The organism is Deefgea tanakiae, from assembly GCF_019665765.1.
Lineage (GTDB): Bacteria > Pseudomonadota > Gammaproteobacteria > Burkholderiales > Chitinibacteraceae > Deefgea > Deefgea tanakiae.
Genome location: NZ_CP081150.1, coordinates 3,026,089 through 3,048,101, shown reverse-complemented (window position 1 = coordinate 3,048,101; position 22,013 = coordinate 3,026,089). Strand labels below are relative to the sequence as shown.

Below are 22,013 nucleotides of genomic sequence, written 5' to 3'. Positions count from 1 at the left end.
AAAATGGTATCCAAATCAATGATGAGTCTGCATTGTTGCGATGCGCCTCCTGATGACCAGCCCTCACGCTGAATGTTGAGCAACATTCAGTGCCGGAGTGAACTCATCAGGTAAATCAAATGCATGTCGGATGCGCTCGCTCAATGCTTGTGGCGTGCGGGAAATAATGACTTCGGGTACGGCGTATTTGAGCGTGAGGCGGCGGAAATCTTCAAAACCGTAGGACACCATAAACGGATTAAATCCAGCCGCTTGCATCGAGAGATAATCATTGTGCTCGTCGCCGCAGGCAAAGGCGCGTGCAGGATTGATCTCTAGCTGCTTGAGTGCCGCGCTAAAGTGCTCGGTTTTGGGCGTTTTCAGTGGAATGCAGCTAAAAAAATCCAGCTGCTGAATATCTAAATCATGCCGCGCAAAGAGGCGGCTGAGCGTAATCGCGGGTTCGTGTGTGACATTCCGAGTGACTAGGCCAACGCGGATTCCCGGCGTTGCCAGTAGTTGCTGCAATAAAGGAGCGATTCCTGGGTAAAGCTCAGCGCGTTCGCGGTAGATGTCAGTGAGCGTATTGATCAGTTCTTTGCGATTGGAATTGCCTAAACTTTTGGCCAGATTGCGCGGGAATTCTTTAATGCCGCCTAAGTATTTGAATAAATTTCGCCGTTTTTGAAAGCGATCCAAATCACCTATCGCCATGCCGTGCTGAGTAAACGCCGCTTCAATGGCGCTAAAAGCATCAATAATGGTGCCATCTGCATCTAAAATTATTAATTTGTCACGGCTGGCATACATAAGCGACTCCGCACTAAGGTGCTGGAAAATAGCTTCAGCTTAAGTATCAAATATTGAAATGTGATGAAACTGCAATTGGATTGCAATAAAGAGACAGCCCCAGCTCCAGATAAATTAAGTCTCTTGCCGAAAAGGCAGGTGCGTCGCCATTTCCTGTTGATAGTTTTCTGTGGCCGCCGCTTCGCGGACGATGAATTGGGCGACGCTCTGCCGCATGCGTGGGTCGGCAATCCAGTAACTGGTCCATGTCGTAATCGGCTCAAAGCCACGCGCTAGCTTATGTTCGCCCTGCGCGCCCGGCTCAAACGTCTGCAAACCATGCTCAATCGCGTAGGCGATGCCTTGGTAATAGCACAGCTCAAAATGCAGGCCGGGGCATTCCAAATCTGCGCCCCAATGCCGCCCAAACAGTGCGGTATCGCTGCGATAACAAATCGCCGATGCCACTAAATCATCACCTTGGTAGGCGACAAACACCACCATCGCGCGGCCGATTTCTGCTGCGAGCTGCTGGAAAAATTCCAGCGAAAATGCAGGATGATTGCCATAACGGCGGAAGGTATCCTGATACTGACGGTAAATCGCTTGCCAACTTGCTGCATCGATTTCATCTCCGTGCAAAGTCGCCAATCGCAGCCCAGCATCGCTGACCGAGCGGCGTTCGCGCTTGAGTTTTTTGCGCTTCATTGCGGTAAATGTCGCCAAAAAGTCGTCAAAATCACGGTAGTTCTGGTTTTTCCAATGAAATTGCACACCGCTGCGCATCAGCAATCCAGCCTCGCTCAGCGCGGCGCGGTCGGCTTCTTGCACAAATAAGCACTGCCACGATGAGACTTTGAGTTCTTGTGCCACATGAATCGCAGCAGCAATAAGCTCGCTGCGCGTCGATTCATCTTGCCCCTGCGCCAACACACAGCGCGGCCCCGGTGACGGGGTAAACGGTATTGCTGAAACCAGCTTGGGGTAATACGCCAGCCCCGCCGCCTGCCATGCTTGCTCCCATTGCCAATCGCGCGAAAAATCACCAAAGGAATGTTGGCGTAAATACAGCGGCAACAGCGCGCGCGGACGCTCGTTTTCATCTTGCAGCAGCAAATGCACAGGCTGCCACGCCAAATCAGGGCTGGCTGCGCCCGTGCTTTCGGCAAGCCCCAAGAATGCACGACTCAAAAATGGATCATTGCCGCGCGCGAGCTGCGCCCAGTCAGCGGGGCAAAGATCGTTGGCGCTATTGAGCAAGGCGATGGTCGTCATGGAATTGAATAGTGAAGGATTGATGGGCTGATGCTAGCACGTCTGCAGAGCGAATTTGCAGCGATTGCGCCCTCGCCCCTGCGTATTGAAATCGCGACAGCGTATCGTCGTCACCGATGCACATCGCTTACAGCCCTAGTGCTTTCCGTTACACTGTCGGCTTCATTAGGAAATACAGCTCATGGCGCTTAAATCAACGGTTTTCAAAGCCGAACTTAATATCACCGATATGGATAGGGGCTATTACCAAAGCCACCATTTGACAATTGCACGGCATCCGTCGGAAACCGACGAGCGCATGATGCTGCGTTTGGTTGCTTTTGCCCGCCACGCGAGCGAATCGCTCGAACTCACACGTGGCTTATCGGCCGATGACGAGCCTGATGTGTGGCAAAAAGACTTAACGGGCGCGATTGAATTGTGGCTTGAATTAGGTTTACCCGATGAAAAACGCATCAAAAAAGGCTGCGGCCGCGCCGATGAAGTGTGGGTCTACGCCTACGGCGGTCGCGTGGTGGACATTTGGTGGGATGGCATCAAAAACCAACTCACGCGTTTTGAGCATTTGAATGTCGTTAGCATTCCGGCGGATACGCTGAGCGAATTAACCAAAATGACCGAACGGACGATGCAAATTCAGTGCACGATTCAAGACGGCCAAATGTGGATGTCGGACGCTAATCATAATATTTTGGTGGAAATGACTACGCTACAATCATCGAACGTATAGCGCGCTAAGCTATTTTTATTAATGGCTAGCTTGAAATACCCCAGCTACTAAGGTTGATCTATGTTTCGAATATTGGCCGTATTGCTTGGGCTTTGCACTCTGTATATCCAAATCACGAGTGATGAAGCGATGAGTCTTCTCTTTGTGACCTTTGCGGTAGTTTTTCTTGTCTATGGGCTGGGTGGGAAAAAATGGCTGGCTAAAATTGACGCTCGCTTTCACAGTGGCTTTAACGAAAATCCGATCGAAGAGTATAAAAAGCTGATGAAAAATGAAGTAGAGACGCCGCCCAAATCATGAGAAGTTAATTCAACTTTCCATTGGTAGTCCCCCAGAAAAGCGGTAGCAGCTGATAGCGCCGCGCTGGGAAAAATTGCCTTAAATTTCATCCTGCCAAAACTGCGTTGCTTTTCTATAGTGAATGGCTCTTAACGGATTGCCATGATGTCGAGTTTGTTCCACCGCCTCTTTTTGAACACTACGCCGGAAGTCGATACGGCGGCGTTTGAACGTCTGAATGCCCTGTCACCCCGTTTAACTGAAAACGATGGCGGCATTGTTTCTGAATTTAATCCCGAAGATAAAACCATTATTTGCCGTGAAACCATCGTCAACCGCCAAGAGCGCGTTGTTGGCCATGAGTTTATGCTCAAGAAAAACATCACCGAGCGCGTGCACATTGGTCATGCAATGCGGCGTTTGTATGATCAGGCTTTGGTGAGTCAACTGATTAGTCTGCCCTTGTTGCAATTATTGGGCCAGCGTTTTGCCCTAGTGCACATCGCCGCCGAGCATATTTTTGAGAGTAAGGTCGCGCATTTGGCCGGTCAGCATTGCATGTTTGTGCTGCGCTTTGTGGATGAGTCGGTGAGTGACGAGTTGATTGAGCAGGTCAAAAAATTACGCAAAAAAGGCGTCATGATCGGCATTCTGGCGCACGAGTGTTTGAACGCGGGCATGGAACGCTTGGTCGATGATGTCGATATGCTGGTGCTGGACTTGCATGAAGAGGCGAGCTTTTCTGCCGATATTGCGGAGGCGATTCACGCGCAGCCGCAATGGCCCTTGCTGGCCTGCCATATTGATTCATACGAAGCTTTTGATGCGATGTGGGAATCCACACTCTATGGCGAGCGCGTGTGTTTTTTTCAGGGCCCTTTTATTAGTTCTCGTGATGCTTGGGGCGTCAATCCAACGCCCGCATTACGGTTTCAAGTGCTGCGCTTGTTAGACCTCATTGATCAAGAAGCACCCACGCAAGTGCTGGTCGATGCGCTCAAAGCAGATCCGGTGTTGCTATACAAATTATTGCGGATGAATAAAGCTAGCTCGACCGAACTCATCGGCAGTGCCGAGCACGCGTTATTGAGTGTGGGCCGTGAAACATTACATCAGTGGCTGACGTTTATGGCGCATAGCCAAATGCCGGATGCAGGACGCGATCTTGAACTGCTCAAGGTGGCTTTGCAGCGCGCAAGATTGATGCAGTTGATAGCGCAAAGCTTGGCCTTGCCGCAGGCTGAACAGGTTTTTCTCACTGGCATTTTGTCTTTAATGGGGGCTTTGCTGCAGCAGCCGCTGGCCGATACACTCAAAGCAATTGATGTGCCTCGCGAAATTAGTGCCGCGCTGCTGACGCGCTCGGGATTGCATTTCCCCTATCTGCAATTGGCGTGTGCGGTGGAAACCCAAGATTTTCATACGATTAGCCAGTGCTGCCAAGCCTTGCATGTTTCCGCCTTGGTGGTGAAAGAGCAGCATGCTGCTGCCGCGCAATGGGCAGAGTCTGTTTTGTACCATAAAGCAGGGCAGTAGCTCGGGCGCTGTAAGCTATCCTTTTCGTACTTAAAGCTCTAAGATAAAGCTCCTTTTGCTCCTCCTTGCTGAATCATTATGTTGCATCTCAGTTCTTTCATGGCCCACTTCATATTGGTGATCGCCGCACTGATCCCGATTTTGAACCCACTGGGTCAAGCTCCTATTTTTATGTCGATGACGTCGCGCTACAGCGCGGATGAGCGTGCGATCTTGGCGCGAAAAGTCGGCATGTATGGCTTTTTCTTGCTCTTGGTGAGCATGTTTATTGGCATTTATGTGCTGGAGTTTTTTGGCGTTTCTCTGGCGATTGTTCGAGTCGGTGGTGGTTTGTTAGTCGCAACTGCAGGCTGGCAATTGATGTCGTCTGATCCATCGCATAGCGTGCTGGTCTCCAGTGACGAACGTTTGAGCGAAGAGCAATTACGCCAGCGCGCCTTTTTTCCGCTGACCTTTCCAATTAGCGTGGGCCCAGGCTCGATTACCGTGGCGATTACCTTGGGGGCGAGTTTCAAGCGTTCTGGTTTAGATACGGTTTTGATTCCACTTGCAAGTGTGCTGGCCGTCGCGGTGGCGTCGTTTTTGCTGTATTGGTGCTATCGCAATGCCGACCGCTTGCTCAAATTGATGGGTGAAACCGGCACGATTATTTTCTTGCGACTGTCGGCGTTTATTCTACTTTGCTTAGGAATTCAGATTTTTTGGAACGGGATCAGTGAATTGATGGCCGAGTTTTTAATTCAACATTGGCCAAAGTAAGTATGGCTCGCACGAGCCATTAATCCTCAGCATCTCTTTCCAAGCGCCAACTAAGCCGCTTTGTTTGCACAGCCTGTGCGATCAAAGCGGCAATTTCCTTTCTGTATTGTCCAATACACCCCGTAATCATTACATCCACGCTCGTTGAGCGTTCTGCTGGCTGCCGGCCAAAACACTTTGAAACACCCATTCAATTAAACCCAGATCAATACAGCTGAACGCGTCAGCCTGTGCATCAACTCGGCCAAAATCATTCCCGTCGTTTCTCAATAAGCCACTTTCGATCAACGATTTCTCGGTATTTCGTGCGCAATTTCAACATCAAAATACGATGTATTAACGCCAAACCTATACAAAATATGGCCCTTAAAAAGATACTGTTTAGGGTGGATAAGCTGTGGATGCAAGTCGGGAATCCATACGGATTGCAATGTATGTTTTGGGTGTAAGCGACGATTGTGAGTAGAAATAATTTTTGCTTAACAAATCACAGCATCTAGCTACCGGGTTGATACCGAAAATATCATTGCGCTAAGTAATTGTAAGAAATGTGGAAAACTTACTTATCCACAGGGAGTCGAGCTGCTTATTTATTATTACTAAATTAAAATAAAAACCAATAAAGCAAAGCGTTTTCACAGCAAAAAGCTGTGGATAAATCTACCGTTTTAAGCCAAAAACTAACCAACAGGTCTTTAAACCAATCACCAGCTATTTGGCAAAAAAGCTAGGCTTTACCGACAAATTGAGCGAAAATTGCAGACGAGTTGCGACAGATCCACTTGATTGATGGCAACAAGGAGTTGAATGTGGAAGTGAATATTTTTAAAAGCATGAGCAATCCCAGCAAATGCCTCGTGTTACCTGTTGACGTTGATGTCGATGACAGCCAATTGGCCATTGAAGACAAAGACTATGAACAGGTGTATTTCTTACGCACTCGAACTTTGAAAATTGGCAATGACAATGTGAGTTTTGATCCCGCCAGTGCGATCAGCGCCATTGAAAACCAAGGTTTTTATCTATTTCAGCTGTGATTTGCACAGAAATGGGTTCAATACGAGCCCGCCATAGGATGTCCATATGACCCCATCGATTTTGTCTAACGCGCAACGCATCGTCGTAAAAGTCGGTTCGAGCTTAGTGACCAATGAAGGCAAAGGCCTCGATCACGGCGCACTCGCCCGCTGGGCAGAAGAAATCGCGCAGTTAACTCGTTTGGGTAAACAAGTCGTGTTGGTGTCATCCGGTGCAGTTGCTGAAGGCATTGCCCGACTGGGCTGGACACAAAAACCGACGGCAGTACACGAAAAACAAGCCGCTGCCGCTGTCGGCCAACTGGGTCTTTGCCATGCTTATGAAAGCGCATTTCGCAAGCACAATTTGACCTGTGCACAAGTGCTGCTCACGCACGAAGATTTATCTGACCGTACTCGTTACCTGAATGCGCGCTCCACGTTGTTGACGCTACTGCAATTGGGCGTGATTCCAATCATCAATGAAAACGACAGCGTAGTAACCGCTGAAATCAAATTTGGCGACAACGATACGCTGGGCGCTTTGGTCACCAATCTGATTGAGGGCGATGCACTGGTCATTTTGACCGACCAAACTGGCTTGTTTACTGCCGACCCACGTAGCAACCCAACCGCAACCTTAGTGCAAACCGGTATCGCCGGTGACCCTGCTTTGGAAGATATGGCCGGTGGCGCGGGTTCTAGCGTTGGAACAGGGGGGATGTATACCAAAATCATCGCCGCCAAGCGTGCCGCCCGTAGCGGCGCAGCAACCATCATTGCCTGTGGACGTGAAGCGAAAGTGCTAACTCGATTGGCTGCCGGTGAAATGATCGGTACGCAACTGACGTCGGCGACTTGTGCTTTGGCTGCTAAAAAACAATGGATTGCGGATCATTTGCAGCTCAAGGGTAGCGTGACGCTGGATGCCGGTGCGGTGCGGGCGGTGAAGCAATCGGGTTCCAGCTTGCTACCGATAGGCGTGATTGCGGTTGATGGTGAGTTTTTGCGCGGTGAAGTCGTGCGCTGTGTTGATCACGAAGGCCAAGAAATCGCGCGTGGTTTGATTAATTACAGCTCACAAGAAACACAACGTATTTTGCGCCAACCGACCGGGCAAATCGAAGCGGTATTGGGTTACATCGATGAAGCAGAACTGATTCATCGTGATAATTTAGTATTGTGTTGATGTTGGGTATTGCCCCCTAGATATTGCCAATCAAGACCTCTGCTTAAATACCTATGGAATGATAAAAGCCGTAGCAAAGTGATTCGCTACGGCTTTTTGATTATTGCAATGCTTAAAGATTTTTGAGCATCACCGTCACTTCACGACCTGCACCACGGGTTAAAACGGGCGTATGCGTGTCGTTGATTTTGATGAGCTTGCCATCGATTTCGAGTCGAGCGCCAATCGAATAGGTGTTGCGCGGATTAATCGCATCCGGCGAGAACTTCAGCGTCACCGTTGGTGGCGTGCCTTGTTCTAATGTGATGGTTTGCTTAGAAATCACCTCCGCCGGCGCATCCATTCGCGAAACATCGCGTAATTCAACAGTGAGTACCGCGCCAGGATAGAGGCGACGATCCAGCCACATCACCTTGGCGGTGACACTTTCAACGGCTTTCTTTTTCACGATGCCATACATAGAAAATGCCTGTTGGACTTCTTTGGTATTGGTTTGCAGCGCAATGAATTCTTTCCCTTCCGCGCTAGCTGGGTCAAAAGGGTTGTTGGCAGGCAGTTGCGCCACATAAACACGCTGTCCATCTTCACCCAGTACTTCACCAATCGGCTTTTTATCCGCCGCGAGTTGCGTCCACGCCGCTTTAGGGAACACTAAAATATCGAGTAATGGGTATTTCTGCTGAGCTGCGCCAGCACGGAAACGATATTCAAACTGTTGCGTGGCGCTTTCGCCATAAAATGGAATTTCGCTGCCGGATTTCACATACATTTGCACTCGATTGGCGGTCCAACGATCCGGCGGAATAAATACCAAACCAGAGGCGGCATCACGAACAGGTCTTAAAGGCTCTTCGATATCGGCTAAGGTACAATTTCTGGCTACGACAATGTCATTTTGCTCCAAAAAGCCCGTGTCGCCCTTGAGCCAAACCGTTGTTTTGCCATCGCTGTATTTGGTGCCAGAGGCCGCGACGACTTGTGGCAATGGGATGAATGACCAGCCAACTTGCAGTTGGATCGCATCAGGCGAGGTCATTTGAATGGTAAAAGATTGCCCTTCATCGCACTGAAAACGTTTTTGCGTGGGCACTTCATTTGCAAAAACAAAACTACTACAAAGTAGCATAGGAAGAATAAACGCTTTCATTGGCTTGCCTTTGTCATATCTTGAGTCGATATTGTGGGCAATTTATGCCAAAGAAGAAAGGCGAATATTTCCTATGCAATGTCAGTGATTGTTCAGAAAACTAAAAAATAGCCTGATCAGGGAATTGCGTATTTTTGGCTGGCGGCTGCATTAATGTGCGGGGGACTGATACCAGCAAGATTAATTTTTCAATCGGTGTTTCACGCTGCAAAATGAGTTCAGGTAGCTCGATAATTTGATTGTCGCTGTCTTCACCATCAACAACGCCCATTCGATCCACATTGCAACTATGAATATGTAATTGAACAATATCCGGCGTGGCAGCTAATTCGGTGATCAATAACTCGCACATGGCTTCTGGATTGAGCATCTCATGAATGCTTTGCAATTCTGTGGTGAGTGTTTTAATCCGTTCTTTTTGCGCCGTTTGCGCGGCACTGGGTGTATTGCCATGCATTCTGAGCATGGTACGGGCATTGATGAGTTCATCATCAATCTGTTTTTTCTTGTTTTCAATCGCTGCAATAGCCAGTTGAGCTTGATTGGCGACTGTATCCAAAATCCGTAATGCACCCAATTGCACCAAGGCATCAGGTGACTCGGCTGGGATACCAATCCGGTGATTAGCAAAAATCAATAATTTTTGTGGTACATCTTGCCGAATTTGCCCGTCGATTTCACACATGCCGTAGCGTGTTTTTTCATTGGCATCGGCAATCAAACCCACATACGCAATATCGGACAGCGGCCAGGTTGCAAACCATGTTTGCAACTCGGTATCGCCACCAACGATTTCGCTCATGCGATCTGGTGTGGCAAACAGTAGCTGTAGTGTACGATTTTCGCGCCAATTTTCGACGGTTAAGGCAATCGGGTCAGGCAATTGCGTTGCCAGAGCCGTAGCATGTGCGTGCGCCCAGCCTATATATGACACTAAGCGAGATTGGTAATTTCGCGCAAGGCGAATATGGGGATGGGCGATGTCAACGAGCCGCTCAATCAGCGCTTCGTCGTCGCCGCTGATTTTCGGTTTAGGGGCAAACCAAGACTGAATTGTGCTCCACATCATCGACTACCTTATGTAAAAGATAGGATATTAAGCTCAATTGCTTAAAAAAGCAGTGTGTTGGCTCAAGGATTCAATTCATACAAGGTCGCCTCATCCGGTGGAGTTAGCTCGCGGATCACGCGTGCAGGGTTACCGCCCGCCAAGACACAAGACGGAATATCGCGTGTCACGATGCTACCTGCGCCAATGACGCTATGGTCGCCGATGGTCACACCCGCGCAAATAATCGCACTGGCCCCAATCCACACATTATTGCCTATCGTAATGCCTTTGGCGCAGTAGGCCCAGCGTTGCCGCTCGGTCGGGTCAACGGGATGAGTGCCGGTTTGGATTTGTACATTGGGCGCAATGATGGTGTGGTGGCCAATCGTAATGGGCGCGCCGGGAGCGGCTGCGATTTGGGCGTTGTAATTGATAAATACTTTACGACCAAAACGAATTAAATGCCCGCGTGCAATCGCCAGTGGTGGCGTGATAATGACTTCATCAGCCTGAGCAAAGAGCTGGGCAAGTAGCGATGCGCGTTCTTGCGTTGAGCCGTGTGGCAGATTATTGAAGCGATGTAGTAGTTCGCCTTCCTTTTTCCAGTGCGTTTCAGTGCCTAAATTTCCGAATGAAAAGTTAACTAAGTCGTGACTCATACATCACCTTTGCGTATTAGCAATTGATAATCTACGTGAATGAAGCTTGTTGAGATAGTATAGGTCTTCTATGGTTGTAAGTACTGTCACAAATACGTATACAAAGGGTTTGATATGAATAATTGGGGCGTGAAAACACGGCTTTTAGCCGGTTTTGGTTTGGTTCTCTCGCTATTGGCGGTCGTCGCAGTGGTTGCTTTATTGAGCCTAAATGGTTTACGAAGCAATGTGGCTCAGCTTGTAGAACAGCGCTACCCCGTAGTTGTTCAATTGAATCAGCTTATTGCAATGGCTTACCAAACCGATATTTCGCTGCGTAATGCCGTCTTAGCCGAAACCTTAACTGACACCGACAATCTGGTCGCCGAGCTAAAAAAACAGGGCCCTAATGAAGAAGCTAAGCTGATTGAACTAAAAAATATGCTGGCCAATGACCCCAGTGCACAAGGTTTATTGACTGAAGTGGTCAACGCCAATGTGGCGATGGATGTAAAAAAAGAAAAACTACTTACCCAATTGACGCTTGATCGCACTACCGGCGCTCACTTTATCAATACCGAATACGCCACTGTAAGTAATGCTTATCGCGATGCGCTGTTGCAGCTTGCCAAACAGCAAGGCCAAGCGATGGATGAAGGCAAAATGACCGCGCTTAGCAGTGCGAATGGTGCATTTAGTGTGATTGCGATGGTTAGTATTTTTGCGATTGTGTTGGGTTTGGTGTTGGCATGGCTGATTGCTTCTAAATTGGTGCAATCTTTGTTTGCTGCCTGTGCTGTGGCAGAGAAAATTGCTGCGGGCGATTTAAGCCATGATTGGCACGGTGTGCAGTTTGGCAGTGATGAATTGGGCAAATTGCAAAGCGCATTGAAAAAAATGCAGGATAACTTAACGCAGATTATCCGGCAGATTCGTGATAATTCTGAAGCGGTCACACGCTCAGCCCGGACGCTTTCGAGTGCGTCTCAGCAAATTATGATGGGCTCGGATGAGCAGTCGTCTTCGGCAAGTTCGATGGCGGCGGCAGTCGAAGAAATGAGCACCAGTATGGATCAAGTGGCAGACAATACGCTCGATGTGGAACAAAAAGCCAGAGGTGCAGGTGAGCTGGCTGGCAATGGCAGCAAAGATGTTTCTGCCGCCGCCCGTGAGATGCAAGCGATTTCAACTGAGGTTGGCAGTGCGTCAGATCAAATTACTGAGCTGGGCCGCAATATCAATGAAATTGGCACGATTGTGGTGGTGATTAAAGACGTCGCAGATCAAACCAATTTATTGGCGCTGAATGCTGCGATTGAAGCTGCTCGAGCTGGTGATATGGGGCGCGGCTTTGCGGTGGTGGCCGATGAAGTACGTAAATTGGCCGAGCGCACAGCGCAATCGGCGAGCCAAATCACGCAAATGGTCGGCAATATTCAAAGCAGTGCACAGGATGCGGTTGTTCGTATGAGTAGCGGTAGTCGCCGTGTTGGGGATGGTCTGCAATTAACGACACAGGCAAGCGATAGCATCAGCTTGATTAATCAGCGTAGCCTAGAAGTAGTTCATTCGGTGCATGGCATCACCGAGCAAATGCAAGAGCAGCGTTCGGCGGCGCGTGATATCGCGGTGAATGTCGAACGAATCGCACAAATGGCCGAGGAAAACTCTGTCTCGGTACGCAATATGGGTGACTCTATTATTCAATTAGAGCAAATGGCCGAGCAACTATCCTCGACCGTGCAGCGGTTTAAAGTGGCTTAAGGGTTTATTCCTAGTCGTGTTTTTAAGTAACGATTAAATCACTCGTTGTGGTGTTTTTATTTTGGATGGCTTATGTCTGAACTGATTGCTTATATTGCACCACAAAATGTATTGCCTGCCTTATCCGATTGCTTATTGATTTTAAATAGCAGCAACAGCCATTTGCATGTGATTCAGGCAGATGACGGTGATATCGTGCAGCGGCATTATGCTTTGCAGATGCCAGTGCAGCGTTTGGTGTTCCCACCGGCGAATTGTCATTGGTTGATTGCAAGCCTCAGTAATGAGCCACATCCTGCGATCCGCACGATACAACATCACTTGGTGGTTACTGCAATGGGGCTGTGCAGCAATCATATCGATTTAGCGCGTAGTTTGGACATCGGCATTGCGTCGAACCTAAGTGAATTAGTTGAAGCGGTGTTGGTACGGCAACTCAATGACGGCGCAACGCTATTAGAGGCCATTGCCATTTGCAATGCCCAATTAAAAGGTGATGTGTCCTATATTTGCCATCAGCAAGGTCACGCGCAGTTTATGTTCGCATCCTGCTTGGGGCGTCCATTGTTTGTGGGATTGGAATCGGGCTTAAGGCAAATTTGTTGTAGTAGTTTACGTTTGATTCGCCAGCGCGCTAATCAAGTGTATGCGATGAATACGGGCGATGTGGTGAGGTTTGGTTTGGGCGCCCCGATGCTTATTTTGCCGAACGGCATAGAGCAAGCACTGCAAATGCCAGCGGTCAATAAAAGCCAAGGCATCCCGCATTATATGCTTGAAGAAATTGAAGCTCAGCCTGAGACTTTGGCGATTTTGGTGCAAAAATATGGGGCTGGATTTTCGCTACCACTGGCTTTGCGTGGCAAATTAGCCGGCATTCGCAGTGTGACTTTATTGGCGTGTGGCTCAAGCTACCATGCGGCTTTGGTGGCGAGTTATTGGTTTGAAACGCTGGCAGGGCTCCCTGTGCAGGTCGGTCTCAGTAGTGAATATAGCGATCGAGATGTGCATCCTGATGCTTATGACTTGGTGGTAGCGATTTCGCAGTCTGGCGAAACCGCCGATACGATTGCGGCGCTCAAACATGCGCAAATCAATGGTTCGCCGCGTACTGTTGCTTTAAGTAATTCACCGGGCAGTACGCTGACAACGTTAGTTGATCATTCCTTGCTGACGCATTCGGGCGCAGAGCAATCGGTCAGCGCGACAAAATCACTCACCGCTCAATTGTTGATGTTGTATGTGTTGGCTTTTACCTTGGGTGAAGCACGCGGCGAGTTAAGCAAAGAGCAAGTCACTGCTGCGCAGCAAGAAATGCTCGACTTGCCGACGGCAGTCGCCGAAACTTTGCAGCTCACTAAAGACATTCGCCGCTGGGCGGGTATGCTACATCGAAAGAAAAATCTATTTGTGATTGGTCGAAATGCGCATTACCCCGTCGCGATGGAAGGGGCGTTTAAGTTGCGTGAGGTCGCGTATCAACACGCGGTGGCGTTCCCATCCGGTGAGCTCAAGCATGGCCCCATCACCTTGGTGAATGAAGAATTGCCAGTGATTGTGTGTTTACCGTGGAATCTACAAGCGCAAAAAATGCTCGATGATTTAAAGGCGGTCCGCGCCAATCGGGGTGAGATTTTCATTCTATCCAACGGCAATATTGCCTCAGTGGAAGGCACTTCGGTGATTCGGATGCCAAATGGTTTAAATCATTTAAGCCCGATTATTTATACCGTGGCACTGCAAATGTTGGCTTACTACTGCGCGGTATTTAGTGGTAACGATATCGATGCGCCACGCAATTTAGCCAAAGCAAAAACAGCAACGCTCGCATGATGTATTGCCCTGCAGGCATTATTAATTAATGACTGTAGGGCAATACTTATTTTTTCCCGACTAACCAGACCCCACCTAACACCACAGCAGCACCCAGCCACTGTATCGCAGTCAGGCTTTCATTGAGTAATTGCATACTCATGATGATCGACAGCACGGGACCAAAACTGCCGATGACGGCGGTGCGACTTGCGCCGATGCGCTGCATTGCAGCGGTAATGGCATACACCGGCAAAACTGTGGAAACAATCGCGATAATCAGCGCATAGCCCCAAACGATAGGTGGCTGCTGAATACTGCTCAATGGGTGGCTCAAGAGCCAGTGCACCAAGATCCCACAACCTGATACCGTTAACGCCAACTCCGTAAAGCGCATCGAACCCACTCGGCCAATCACCGCTGGGCTCCACGTCATATATAAAGAAAAGACCAAGGTACTGGCGACGACAAAGCCAATCCCAGCCCAGTCGGCGTGCGCGTTAGTCAATTCTGGAGCGAGCACTAAGATCATCCCCAAATAGGTGAGTGGCAAAGCGCGTTTAATTCGTGGTGCAATCGGTGTGCCGCTAAACCATGATACGAACAAGACGGTGAACGCCGGATAAAGGCATAAAATCAAGCGTTCCAAGCTGGCGCTGACGGTCTCAAGGCCAATAAAATCCAGCACACTGGCTAAATAATACCCAAGCAGTCCAAGACCCAAAATTTTTAGCTTATCCGACGTCGATATTGGCGTTTCCTGCTCATCGTGGGCAAGGCGAGAGACGCGCCATAAGCGCACCATCCACAGCAGAGCAATCGTAAAAATAAGCCGCTGCATCAATAAGGTCACCGCATCCACGCCGTGGACAAAAGCGAGCTTAATAAAAATGCCTTTCATGGCAAAGCCAGTGGCGGCAAAGCCAGCGAGCAAAACGCCAGTACGAATTGATTTTGCTGAATTCAAGGGGTCATCCTCCATCATAACGCGCGGCCGGTAGGCCGATGAGTGCGGGAGGAATACAAGAGGAGGGATTGCCACCGCCGGATTCGCTTCCCGCGGTAGCAACGCCAAATCGACGTTTACCGCGCAGGCGCGAGTAAGGGCCAGGCGAGCAGCTTGGCTAAAGTCGAAATGAAAATTGGCGTGGTATTGAGTGTCATGACTTCATCATGCCGTGCATGTCAGCTTTGCGTCAACCCTTGGGTATGTAACCAAATGTTGTCGTGCACCATCCATTTTCTGCGATGCTAGATTGCCGCGTGGCGCGGCAGCCAGCACAATGGTGATTCTAAAAATTGTGAGGATACGCAATGTCGTTCTGGCGTGATGTGTCGATGTCGGCTGTGGTGGCGGGGTTTGTGACCGTTTTGGTGGGATTTACCAGTTCGGCGGTAATCGTGTTTCAAGCCGCGCAAGCGCTGCATGCAACACCAACCGAAATCGCTTCATGGATGTGGGCGCTCGGTTTGGCGATGGGGCTGACGTGCATCGGCTTGTCATTGCGCTACCGTGTACCCGTGGTCACCGCATGGTCGACGCCGGGCGCGGCACTACTGGTTACGGGAGTTGCCGGTGTGACAATGCCTGAAGCGATTGGCGCATTTATCGTATCGGGTTTGTTGATTGTGCTGATGGGGGTAACGGGCTGGTTTGAGCGTGCGATGCAGCGGATTCCACAAGGAATTGCGTCGGCAATGTTGGCAGGCGTGCTGCTGCGTTTTGGTTTGGGTGCATTCACTGCTTTGCAAACTCAGTTTGTTTTGGCGGGTGGCATGATCGTCGCGTATTTATTCCTGCGCCGCTTTAAACCGCGTTACGCGATTGTTGGAGTATTGCTCTGCGGATTGCTTATCGCCGGGGCGCAGGGCTCATTACACCTAGAGGGTATTGTGCTTGAGTTCGCGATGCCAGTCTGGACGACGCCCGTGTTTACCCTTAGTAGCATCGCCAGCGTGGCATTACCGCTGTTTATGGTGACGATGGCCTCGCAAAATGTGCCGGGTGTGACGGTGCTGCGCGCCAATGGCTATAAGCCGCCCATTTCTCCGATTATCACCACAACCGGTATCACCACGGTGCTGCTTGCGCCATTTGGCGCATTTGCGATCAATTTAGCCGCGATTACCGCTGCGATTTGCATGGGCAAAGACGCGTGTGAGGATGCGACCAAACGCTATGTCGCCGCCGTTGCCGCTGGCGTGTTTTATGTGCTGATTGGTTTATTTGGTGCTACCGTGGCAGCGCTATTTGCCGCTTTTCCGCGTGAGCTGGTGCTGGTGGTGGCGGGTTTGGCTTTGGTGAATATTATTGGGAATGGATTGGCACTGGCGATGCGCGATGAGGCGCAGCGTGAAGCGGCGATGATGACTTTTCTGGTGACCGCTTCAGGTTTAACGCTATTTGGCATCGGCTCGGCATTTTGGGGCTTGATCGCTGGTGCTGTGATGGCACTGGTGATGCATAAAAAAAGTAACTAATTCGTTCATCACGGTAGCGCTCTGCTTATTGAAACATCCGTAATTTTCAGAGCGCTGCCCAGTCGTTTGTCAGCATCAGTGATGGTTGCATCGTTTACGGATTTTCTTTCAATCCAGCCATTAATAAACGGTAGGCGATACTGTTTTTGCCCGGTAGCGTTGGCAAATCATCGGGGCTAAACCAACGCGCATCTTCGATTTCATCGGGCTGGCAGACAATCTCGCCGGAAACATAATCGGCAAAAAAAGTCAGCATCAAGGAATGTGGAAACGCCCAGCTTTGGCTAGAAAACCAGCGTAGATTGCTGATGGTTACTCCGACTTCTTCCAGCACTTCACGATGCGCGCATTGCTCCAAACTCTCGCCAGGCTCAACAAAGCCAGCTACCGCGCTGTACATGCCTTCTCGGAAATGCGGCGAGCGTGCCAACAAAATCTCACGACCACGTTGAATTAACACCATTACCGCTGGCGAAACACGCGGCCAAACTCGATGCCCGCAGGCGGTGCATTCGCAAGCGGCTTCGTGCTCAAGAGGGACAGTGGGCGCGCCGCAAACACCGCAAAAACGATGCGTGCGATAAAACGTCGCAATTTGAAACGCTCTTCCCGCCAGCGCCCACAGCGTTTCACCAATCACATCAAAACTAGCCCGTAAATCGAGGGGCGTGATATGGCTTGGCAAGGGCGTGGTCTCATCCCAAAAAGCCATTTGCACCATTTGTGTATCGAGTTGGCCAATATTAAGTTGGTATTGGGGGCTGCCGATGGACTGCAGTGCCGTAGCACTGGCTAATGTGTCTTGACATAGAAGTAGTGTATTGCCGTGAATGCCAATAATAATATTGTCTTCAGACAGATACGTTGTTGTATTGTGGGCAGGAGTGAATGCCATTGGCAGCATAAAAAGCCTCATGCCTTGAGTATGGCATTTTAAAAAAGAGCATCGATTAAACCATTCCTATTTTTTCGCAGCAAGGATAAAAAATAGCTGCCTGTGGCGAGTTCAGCTCGGAAAATGTCGCAAAATAAATTGATTTTCGTTTGTCATTGAATTTAAACAATTCTGTAATGTATTCCTCTTAGAATCAGACGCATTAAAGCCCCCAGCAAAGGGCTGATTTTTTAATTCAACAGATGAGTGAAAACATGAAACAAATTAGCCTGATTGCCACTTTATTGACTGTCGCTGTGCTATCAACGGCTTGCAGCTCTGCACCAGAGAAAAAAGCCGCAGCGCCTGCACCTGCAGCGCCTGCTGCAAAACCAGCAGCTGATGCTGCTGCGGTTGCGAAGACTGTTAAAGCCGCTTTGGATGCAGATGCAAAATTGAAAGCGTTTGATCTGAAAGTTAAAGGCGCGAACGACAAGAAAGATCCGAGCAAAGTAGATGTGACCATCGATGGTACTGTTGATACTGGTGAGCAAATGGCTCAAGCCGGTATGATCGCCGAGAAAGTGAAAGGCGTTCAGTTTGTAAACAACAACATTATGCCAAAAAATTAATTTGAATTTGGCCCAGCAAAAAAGACAGCCCAGGCTGTAATGCCGTTCACTTAAGCCAAGTGAGCGGCATTTTTTATGCACCATCTTCACTTTTACGCCCATTCAATGCATTCAATTTCAATAATGAGTAGGACTTTGCCATTCTCGCGTCTGCCATTGATGTTAAATGGATCGCTTAGGTGCTTGCCGCCACTGGCATAGCCACGATTCGAAGCCGAAAAATGCCCGCTGAACAAGTCATTTGGCTCGTCATCTCACTCGCTTTATTTCGCCCAACCCCTGCATTGCTAATAGTGCGCTCACGATGCGCTTATTTTGGATGTCGAGTTGAAGATTTGTTTGAGTACATTCCCGAGGTAGTGCCCAAATCAGAAAATGACTAGCTAGAGCGACGGACAAGTGCCAACACGACTGACCGCCAAATGTAAAAGGCCCCCATGACACGTTGCAATTGTGTGTCTTGGGAGCCTTGATTTTATTAGGGTGCACGAGTGTTGGCGAAGGTGCGTGAGATCTATTGCCGTCATTTAGAGGCAATTTATGGTATTGGTTTCTGTGCCCAAATCAATAAATTCAAGACGAAAAAAAACCTAGGCTTAAGACCTAGGTTTTTTCATTTTTGGTTGCGGGAACAGGACTCGAACCTGTGACCTTCGGGTTATGAGCCCGACGAGCTGCCAACTGCTCCATCCCGCGTCTGTACAAAATTTATTACCAAATGCTAAGCAATAAATTCCCAAAGATAATCATCAACGTCACAGCTAAATGATTGATTTTTGGTGGTTTTGGTTGCGGGAACAGGACTCGAACCTGTGACCTTCGGGTTATGAGCATCAATTTTTTGAGTGACATTAATATGCATAAATTGAGAAATATCGCGATATAAAATATGCATATCATTAATATACAAGGACTTAGAGCACATCTAACGTTACATCAACTTTAGCACTGTAGAACCAGAAAGTCCAAGCCAACAAAAAATGTAACTTTTTAAATTATCTGAGCATCCTACCCTATTACGACCTTCATCCAAAAAACACTTTAGCGAGAGCCTGTTTGCACTGATGTTTTGAGTCATATCCCCAAAGTGGTCCGGCTCAGATTTATTTTTAAAGCTAGTGAGGGGTGGATAGCATCCTATTATTTGTACTTGGTAAAGAGTGTTTAGGTGTTCGCGGAATATTGTTGTCAAGTCACAAGCTGAATATCTTGATTGAATTTGCATATGTGCACATAATCAAAGTGATATCAAAATTAATGAGCAAAAATGCAAACAATTACGCAACAGTTACTTGACCATATTTACGCAGAAGCGGCTCGGAAAGGACTCAATAAAGCCGAGCTAGCCAGCCAAGCAGGTCTTTTGCCCACGGTAATGTCACGTGCGTACCGTCGTGGCGTGATGAATATTGATAGCCTAGAAAAGCTAGCCGCAGTGTGTGGCTTAACATTGAGTTTGACACCCAAGCAGAGTCAGCTGGCTAAAAAGCTAAATGAAGGAAGTTTGTTCTGATGGCAGACTTATATGGTGTGATCTGGAGCAGAATAGGTGGTGCACCACGTAAACTAGCGGATATGGTTTTAACTCCGATCGAGCTACGCATCACTCGACACCATGATGGCATGGCTATGCCTGGCTTTAGCATGCTCCATGATTTGGCTGGTGAAACTGAGTGGGTATGGTCGCGAGCACTGGATAGTGAATTGCCGCCACAACTACAAGCATTACTCCCACCCCAAATTCACTCATCTCCTATCCGCAAGTTAATGTACAGGCTGCTTGATCAGCAAGGTATACCAAGAATTGGTCGGTTACCGATTGAGCAGGAATGGTTGCTGCTGACGCATTTTGGGGCTGGGGGCATAGGCCATCTAGATGTATTCTTGGATGATGCTGCTGCGCATCGATATTACGCCTCACCAGAATCGAGCATACTCAAGTTGGATGATGCCAAGGCATTGTGGGCTTGTCTGCGAGACGGTTTTACCAACCAAGCTGCCGAAGATCATCTTGCCGAAATGATCGGGAAAATTCAGGTCTCGGGCGTATCGGGCATGATGCCAAAGCTATTTACGTCTCTCGACCATCATCCGGTTATGGTCAAAATCGAACCTCCTGACTATCCATGCGTGTTGGCTCTAGAGAGCTTGGCACTCGAATTACATCGAGCTGCGGGGCTAGAGGTGCCTAACTGGCAATACAAGAACATTCGTGCAGAACACGGCGAAATCGCCTCGCTAGTACTCTCAAGATATGACCGTACGGAAAAGGGTCTACCCCTACCGCAAGAGTCGTTCTTTACGCTCCTTCGAACGGGCGCACGCAGCAAATATCATGAGCGAACAGATGGATCGATGGAAACCTTGTTTAAGGTGGTTGAAACCGGTCTGGTTGGGGATGTCCGCTCAGCCAAATATGGTCTTTTTCAGCGTTTGGTGATGGCGCTTGCAACGGGAAATGGCGATTTGCATTCAGAAAACTTCGCCTTGATTGGCAGTGCGGGAACTGCGCAACTGGCGCCAGTGTTTGATCCTGCACCTATGCGAGCCTATCGGCACTTCCGAAAAAACCATGACCTATTATCTGCGCTGAGTTTTGCGGGCGTCGGTGGTGTAGAGCAAATACTGGCCAATGGACAAGCCATGCCATACACAACATCAGGTGACACGCCAGAAGACCTGAATCAACGCGTACTGCAATATGCTAAAAACGGCGACATTTCAGTAAAAATGGCTCGCGATTGGATTTGCACTGCGCTTGAGGTCACTAAAGATTATGCCGATGCTGCCGCTGATTTGTTGACGATGGCCCCCAGTGAGGATCGTCGCCTAAAACGGCCAGACGTGGATGGTTTTCGTCAGACAGTAGACCAGTTACGGAAGGCTCTAGGGGGAGCGCTTAACGGCTAAAGTTTAGTCTTGGGGCGACAATAAATTACAAAGATTTGTCCTCCGAAAAGCAAAAGAGCACTGAAGACCATTGAGAATACCGAGGTCTTTTGGCAAATTCGGTTGGAAAGCCGGCACAATGCAAAATCATTGAAGCACTCACATATCTAAAAATATCTAGGGAATTTAGATATATCTAAAACCGCTAGATATTTTTAGTAATCAAGCTTTTTAACACATAAGAATGCTGATTCAAGACTTTTGCTGTTCCCTGGTTCTGTGCTGCAAAATAATTGGGGGGCCGCAATGTTCTGTTCCATGTATACAGCTAGGAGTTTAACTTCTCGACCACGAGGAAAATGGCGAATCAATCGCTGAGCTCGAATTCTAATTTCTTCTGGAATATGAATATCGGCTCTATTCGCAAGTTCATTGAGCAGTTCCAGTGTTTTCAACATCGATAATGTACGTTCATGTGGCATGGTCATTGAAATTCATCCTTACAGGTAAGCAGTTATTTGGTCTGAACGTGTATGATCAATTCAAAGTGACCAGAATGGTTGCGGGTAGGGTTTTAAACGATTGTTAGTAATTGCCAGTAGCTCTCTGTCTTATTGCCAAGTCCAAAGCATCTTCATTGCCTTGGATTTGCATTCACACGCACCGGCCTCGGCGACACACTTCTGGCATGAGTTCAGAACATTCATTGCGCCTTAACATATTAAACAATCAGATGAACCGCAAGCTATTGTTTCATATGGATTTATTTTATTATTTTCTTTTTTAACTCCAGAGCTGCCTATAAACCGTCACCTTAAACGTAACGTGATCATAAATAAAAATAAGTGCAAGTCATTGTTTTATATGGCTTAAATCGTGGTGCTTTTTTTCGGGTTCCTCCGCTGCTTATAAACAGTCACTTTACTCGTATTTGTTTTATACGTGCTGGTACCCAGAATTCTTGCTGCCTTGGGTTCAGGGGTTTTGATTGACTAGGCCGGACATTCTGACTTGAGCTTGAACTGATGAAGGCAGCTACCAGATGGTTAGCAGCCTCTTGTTTTTCAACCTTCGGCATCTACACTTCGGCCTTAACGGACATCTCAAGCATCATTTTTGGTAGATTATTTCATCAGCTTTAGTATCTATATTTAGCAGTAAACCTCGGTATGA

At 48.5% G+C, this 22,013-nt stretch carries 21 protein-coding genes and 1 tRNA gene; 13 read left to right on the top strand and 9 right to left on the bottom strand.

Going from position 1 to position 22,013, the window contains the following annotated elements; translation table 11 throughout:
- Positions 1–63 precede the first annotated feature (63 nt).
- Positions 64–789 (bottom strand): HAD family hydrolase, encoded by a 726-nt coding sequence (locus tag K4H28_RS14220; RefSeq protein WP_221005803.1) that lies wholly within the window; start codon positions 787–789, stop codon positions 64–66.
- Between the two features lie 114 nt (positions 790–903).
- Positions 904–2,043, bottom strand: a complete 1,140-nt coding sequence (locus K4H28_RS14215) for a GNAT family N-acetyltransferase (RefSeq protein WP_221005802.1) — start codon at positions 2,041–2,043, stop codon at positions 904–906.
- A gap of 181 nt (positions 2,044–2,224) precedes the next feature.
- On the opposite strand from K4H28_RS14215, the gene K4H28_RS14210 reads away from it, so the two are divergent.
- From K4H28_RS14210 to proB, 6 genes are all read left to right on the top strand, one after another.
- Positions 2,225–2,773 (top strand): YaeQ family protein, encoded by a 549-nt coding sequence (locus K4H28_RS14210; RefSeq protein WP_221005801.1) that lies wholly within the window; start codon positions 2,225–2,227, stop codon positions 2,771–2,773.
- A gap of 60 nt (positions 2,774–2,833) precedes the next feature.
- Positions 2,834–3,073, top strand: coding sequence for a hypothetical protein (locus K4H28_RS14205; RefSeq protein ID WP_221005800.1), 240 nt, complete (start codon positions 2,834–2,836; stop codon positions 3,071–3,073).
- A 141-nt stretch (positions 3,074–3,214) separates the two neighbouring features.
- Complete coding sequence (locus K4H28_RS14200) at positions 3,215–4,588, top strand: EAL and HDOD domain-containing protein (RefSeq protein ID WP_221005799.1); 1,374 nt, start codon at positions 3,215–3,217, stop codon at positions 4,586–4,588.
- Between the two features lie 99 nt (positions 4,589–4,687).
- Positions 4,688–5,347: a MarC family protein gene (locus K4H28_RS14195; protein ID WP_255573548.1), complete on the top strand. Its 660-nt coding sequence runs from the start codon at positions 4,688–4,690 to the stop codon at positions 5,345–5,347.
- A gap of 809 nt (positions 5,348–6,156) precedes the next feature.
- The gene (locus K4H28_RS14190) at positions 6,157–6,384 is read left to right on the top strand and encodes a hypothetical protein (RefSeq protein ID WP_221005797.1); all 228 of its coding nucleotides are present in this window, start codon (positions 6,157–6,159) and stop codon (positions 6,382–6,384) included.
- A 46-nt stretch (positions 6,385–6,430) separates the two neighbouring features.
- Entirely contained in the window at positions 6,431–7,552 is a 1,122-nt protein-coding gene (gene proB, locus K4H28_RS14185; protein WP_221005796.1) for a glutamate 5-kinase, read from the top strand.
- Between the two features lie 112 nt (positions 7,553–7,664).
- On the opposite strand, the gene K4H28_RS14180 is transcribed toward proB, so the two are convergent.
- From K4H28_RS14180 to K4H28_RS14170, 3 genes are all read right to left on the bottom strand, one after another.
- Positions 7,665–8,699, bottom strand: coding sequence for a YbaY family lipoprotein (locus K4H28_RS14180; protein WP_221005795.1), 1,035 nt, complete (start codon positions 8,697–8,699; stop codon positions 7,665–7,667).
- Between the two features lie 100 nt (positions 8,700–8,799).
- On the bottom strand, positions 8,800–9,768 hold the full coding sequence (locus K4H28_RS14175) for a hypothetical protein (protein ID WP_221005794.1): 969 nt from the start codon (positions 9,766–9,768) through the stop codon (positions 8,800–8,802).
- A 62-nt stretch (positions 9,769–9,830) separates the two neighbouring features.
- Entirely contained in the window at positions 9,831–10,409 is a 579-nt protein-coding gene (locus K4H28_RS14170; protein ID WP_221005793.1) for a sugar O-acetyltransferase, read from the bottom strand.
- Positions 10,410–10,523: 114 nt separating this feature from the next.
- Here K4H28_RS14170 and K4H28_RS14165 point away from each other — a divergent pair, with 114 nt between their 5' ends.
- Positions 10,524–12,152, top strand: a complete 1,629-nt coding sequence (locus K4H28_RS14165; protein WP_221005792.1) for a methyl-accepting chemotaxis protein — start codon at positions 10,524–10,526, stop codon at positions 12,150–12,152.
- A 72-nt stretch (positions 12,153–12,224) separates the two neighbouring features.
- Positions 12,225–13,985: an SIS domain-containing protein gene (locus tag K4H28_RS14160; RefSeq protein WP_221005791.1), complete on the top strand. Its 1,761-nt coding sequence runs from the start codon at positions 12,225–12,227 to the stop codon at positions 13,983–13,985.
- A 46-nt stretch (positions 13,986–14,031) separates the two neighbouring features.
- On the opposite strand, the gene K4H28_RS14155 is transcribed toward K4H28_RS14160, so the two are convergent.
- Positions 14,032–14,931 carry a DMT family transporter gene (locus tag K4H28_RS14155; RefSeq protein WP_255573547.1) on the bottom strand — a complete coding sequence of 300 codons (900 nt, stop codon included), beginning with the start codon at positions 14,929–14,931 and terminating at the stop codon, positions 14,032–14,034.
- 347 nt (positions 14,932–15,278) lie between these two features.
- Between K4H28_RS14155 and K4H28_RS14150 the strand changes: the two genes are divergently transcribed.
- Positions 15,279–16,445: a benzoate/H(+) symporter BenE family transporter gene (locus K4H28_RS14150; RefSeq protein WP_221005790.1), complete on the top strand. Its 1,167-nt coding sequence runs from the start codon at positions 15,279–15,281 to the stop codon at positions 16,443–16,445.
- Between the two features lie 94 nt (positions 16,446–16,539).
- Here the strand turns inward: K4H28_RS14150 and nudC are convergent, their stop codons facing one another.
- Entirely contained in the window at positions 16,540–17,349 is an 810-nt protein-coding gene (nudC, locus tag K4H28_RS14145; RefSeq protein WP_221005789.1) for an NAD(+) diphosphatase, read from the bottom strand.
- Positions 17,350–17,594: 245 nt separating this feature from the next.
- Here nudC and K4H28_RS14140 point away from each other — a divergent pair, with 245 nt between their 5' ends.
- Positions 17,595–17,951 (top strand): BON domain-containing protein, encoded by a 357-nt coding sequence (locus K4H28_RS14140; protein WP_221005788.1) that lies wholly within the window; start codon positions 17,595–17,597, stop codon positions 17,949–17,951.
- 179 nt (positions 17,952–18,130) lie between these two features.
- Positions 18,131–18,334 (top strand): transposase domain-containing protein, encoded by a 204-nt coding sequence (locus K4H28_RS14135; protein WP_221005787.1) that lies wholly within the window; start codon positions 18,131–18,133, stop codon positions 18,332–18,334.
- Between the two features lie 237 nt (positions 18,335–18,571).
- Here the strand turns inward: K4H28_RS14135 and K4H28_RS14130 are convergent.
- Positions 18,572–18,647, bottom strand: a tRNA-Met gene (locus K4H28_RS14130).
- A gap of 571 nt (positions 18,648–19,218) precedes the next feature.
- Here K4H28_RS14130 and K4H28_RS14125 point away from each other — a divergent pair.
- Positions 19,219–19,464 (top strand): hypothetical protein, encoded by a 246-nt coding sequence (locus tag K4H28_RS14125; protein WP_221005786.1) that lies wholly within the window; start codon positions 19,219–19,221, stop codon positions 19,462–19,464.
- Positions 19,464–20,861 (top strand): HipA domain-containing protein, encoded by a 1,398-nt coding sequence (locus K4H28_RS14120; RefSeq protein ID WP_221005785.1) that lies wholly within the window; start codon positions 19,464–19,466, stop codon positions 20,859–20,861. Before K4H28_RS14125 ends, K4H28_RS14120 begins: the two co-directional genes overlap by 1 nt.
- A gap of 194 nt (positions 20,862–21,055) precedes the next feature.
- Here K4H28_RS14120 and K4H28_RS14115 read toward each other — a convergent pair whose 3' ends face one another.
- Complete coding sequence (locus tag K4H28_RS14115; RefSeq protein WP_221005784.1) at positions 21,056–21,328, bottom strand: BPSL0761 family protein; 273 nt, start codon at positions 21,326–21,328, stop codon at positions 21,056–21,058.
- Positions 21,329–22,013: the final 685 nt, after the last annotated feature.

What these genes read in the sequence shown, in the direction of transcription:
- K4H28_RS14220 (WP_221005803.1), bottom strand. Translation starts at nt 789, where the DNA reads ATGTATGCCAGCCGTGACAAATTAATAATTTTAGATGCAGATGGCACC.
- K4H28_RS14215 (WP_221005802.1), bottom strand. Translation starts at nt 2,043, where the DNA reads ATGACGACCATCGCCTTGCTCAATAGCGCCAACGATCTTTGCCCCGCT.
- K4H28_RS14210 (WP_221005801.1), top strand. Translation starts at nt 2,225, where the DNA reads ATGGCGCTTAAATCAACGGTTTTCAAAGCCGAACTTAATATCACCGAT.
- K4H28_RS14205 (WP_221005800.1), top strand. Translation starts at nt 2,834, where the DNA reads ATGTTTCGAATATTGGCCGTATTGCTTGGGCTTTGCACTCTGTATATC.
- K4H28_RS14200 (WP_221005799.1), top strand. Translation starts at nt 3,215, where the DNA reads ATGATGTCGAGTTTGTTCCACCGCCTCTTTTTGAACACTACGCCGGAA.
- K4H28_RS14195 (WP_255573548.1), top strand. Translation starts at nt 4,688, where the DNA reads ATGGCCCACTTCATATTGGTGATCGCCGCACTGATCCCGATTTTGAAC.
- proB (WP_221005796.1), top strand. Translation starts at nt 6,431, where the DNA reads ATGACCCCATCGATTTTGTCTAACGCGCAACGCATCGTCGTAAAAGTC.
- K4H28_RS14180 (WP_221005795.1), bottom strand. Translation starts at nt 8,699, where the DNA reads ATGAAAGCGTTTATTCTTCCTATGCTACTTTGTAGTAGTTTTGTTTTT.
- K4H28_RS14175 (WP_221005794.1), bottom strand. Translation starts at nt 9,768, where the DNA reads ATGATGTGGAGCACAATTCAGTCTTGGTTTGCCCCTAAACCGAAAATC.
- K4H28_RS14170 (WP_221005793.1), bottom strand. Translation starts at nt 10,409, where the DNA reads ATGAGTCACGACTTAGTTAACTTTTCATTCGGAAATTTAGGCACTGAA.
- K4H28_RS14165 (WP_221005792.1), top strand. Translation starts at nt 10,524, where the DNA reads ATGAATAATTGGGGCGTGAAAACACGGCTTTTAGCCGGTTTTGGTTTG.
- K4H28_RS14160 (WP_221005791.1), top strand. Translation starts at nt 12,225, where the DNA reads ATGTCTGAACTGATTGCTTATATTGCACCACAAAATGTATTGCCTGCC.
- K4H28_RS14150 (WP_221005790.1), top strand. Translation starts at nt 15,279, where the DNA reads ATGTCGTTCTGGCGTGATGTGTCGATGTCGGCTGTGGTGGCGGGGTTT.
- nudC (WP_221005789.1), bottom strand. Translation starts at nt 17,349, where the DNA reads ATGCTGCCAATGGCATTCACTCCTGCCCACAATACAACAACGTATCTG.
- K4H28_RS14140 (WP_221005788.1), top strand. Translation starts at nt 17,595, where the DNA reads ATGAAACAAATTAGCCTGATTGCCACTTTATTGACTGTCGCTGTGCTA.
- K4H28_RS14125 (WP_221005786.1), top strand. Translation starts at nt 19,219, where the DNA reads ATGCAAACAATTACGCAACAGTTACTTGACCATATTTACGCAGAAGCG.
- K4H28_RS14120 (WP_221005785.1), top strand. Translation starts at nt 19,464, where the DNA reads ATGGCAGACTTATATGGTGTGATCTGGAGCAGAATAGGTGGTGCACCA.
- K4H28_RS14115 (WP_221005784.1), bottom strand. Translation starts at nt 21,328, where the DNA reads ATGACCATGCCACATGAACGTACATTATCGATGTTGAAAACACTGGAA.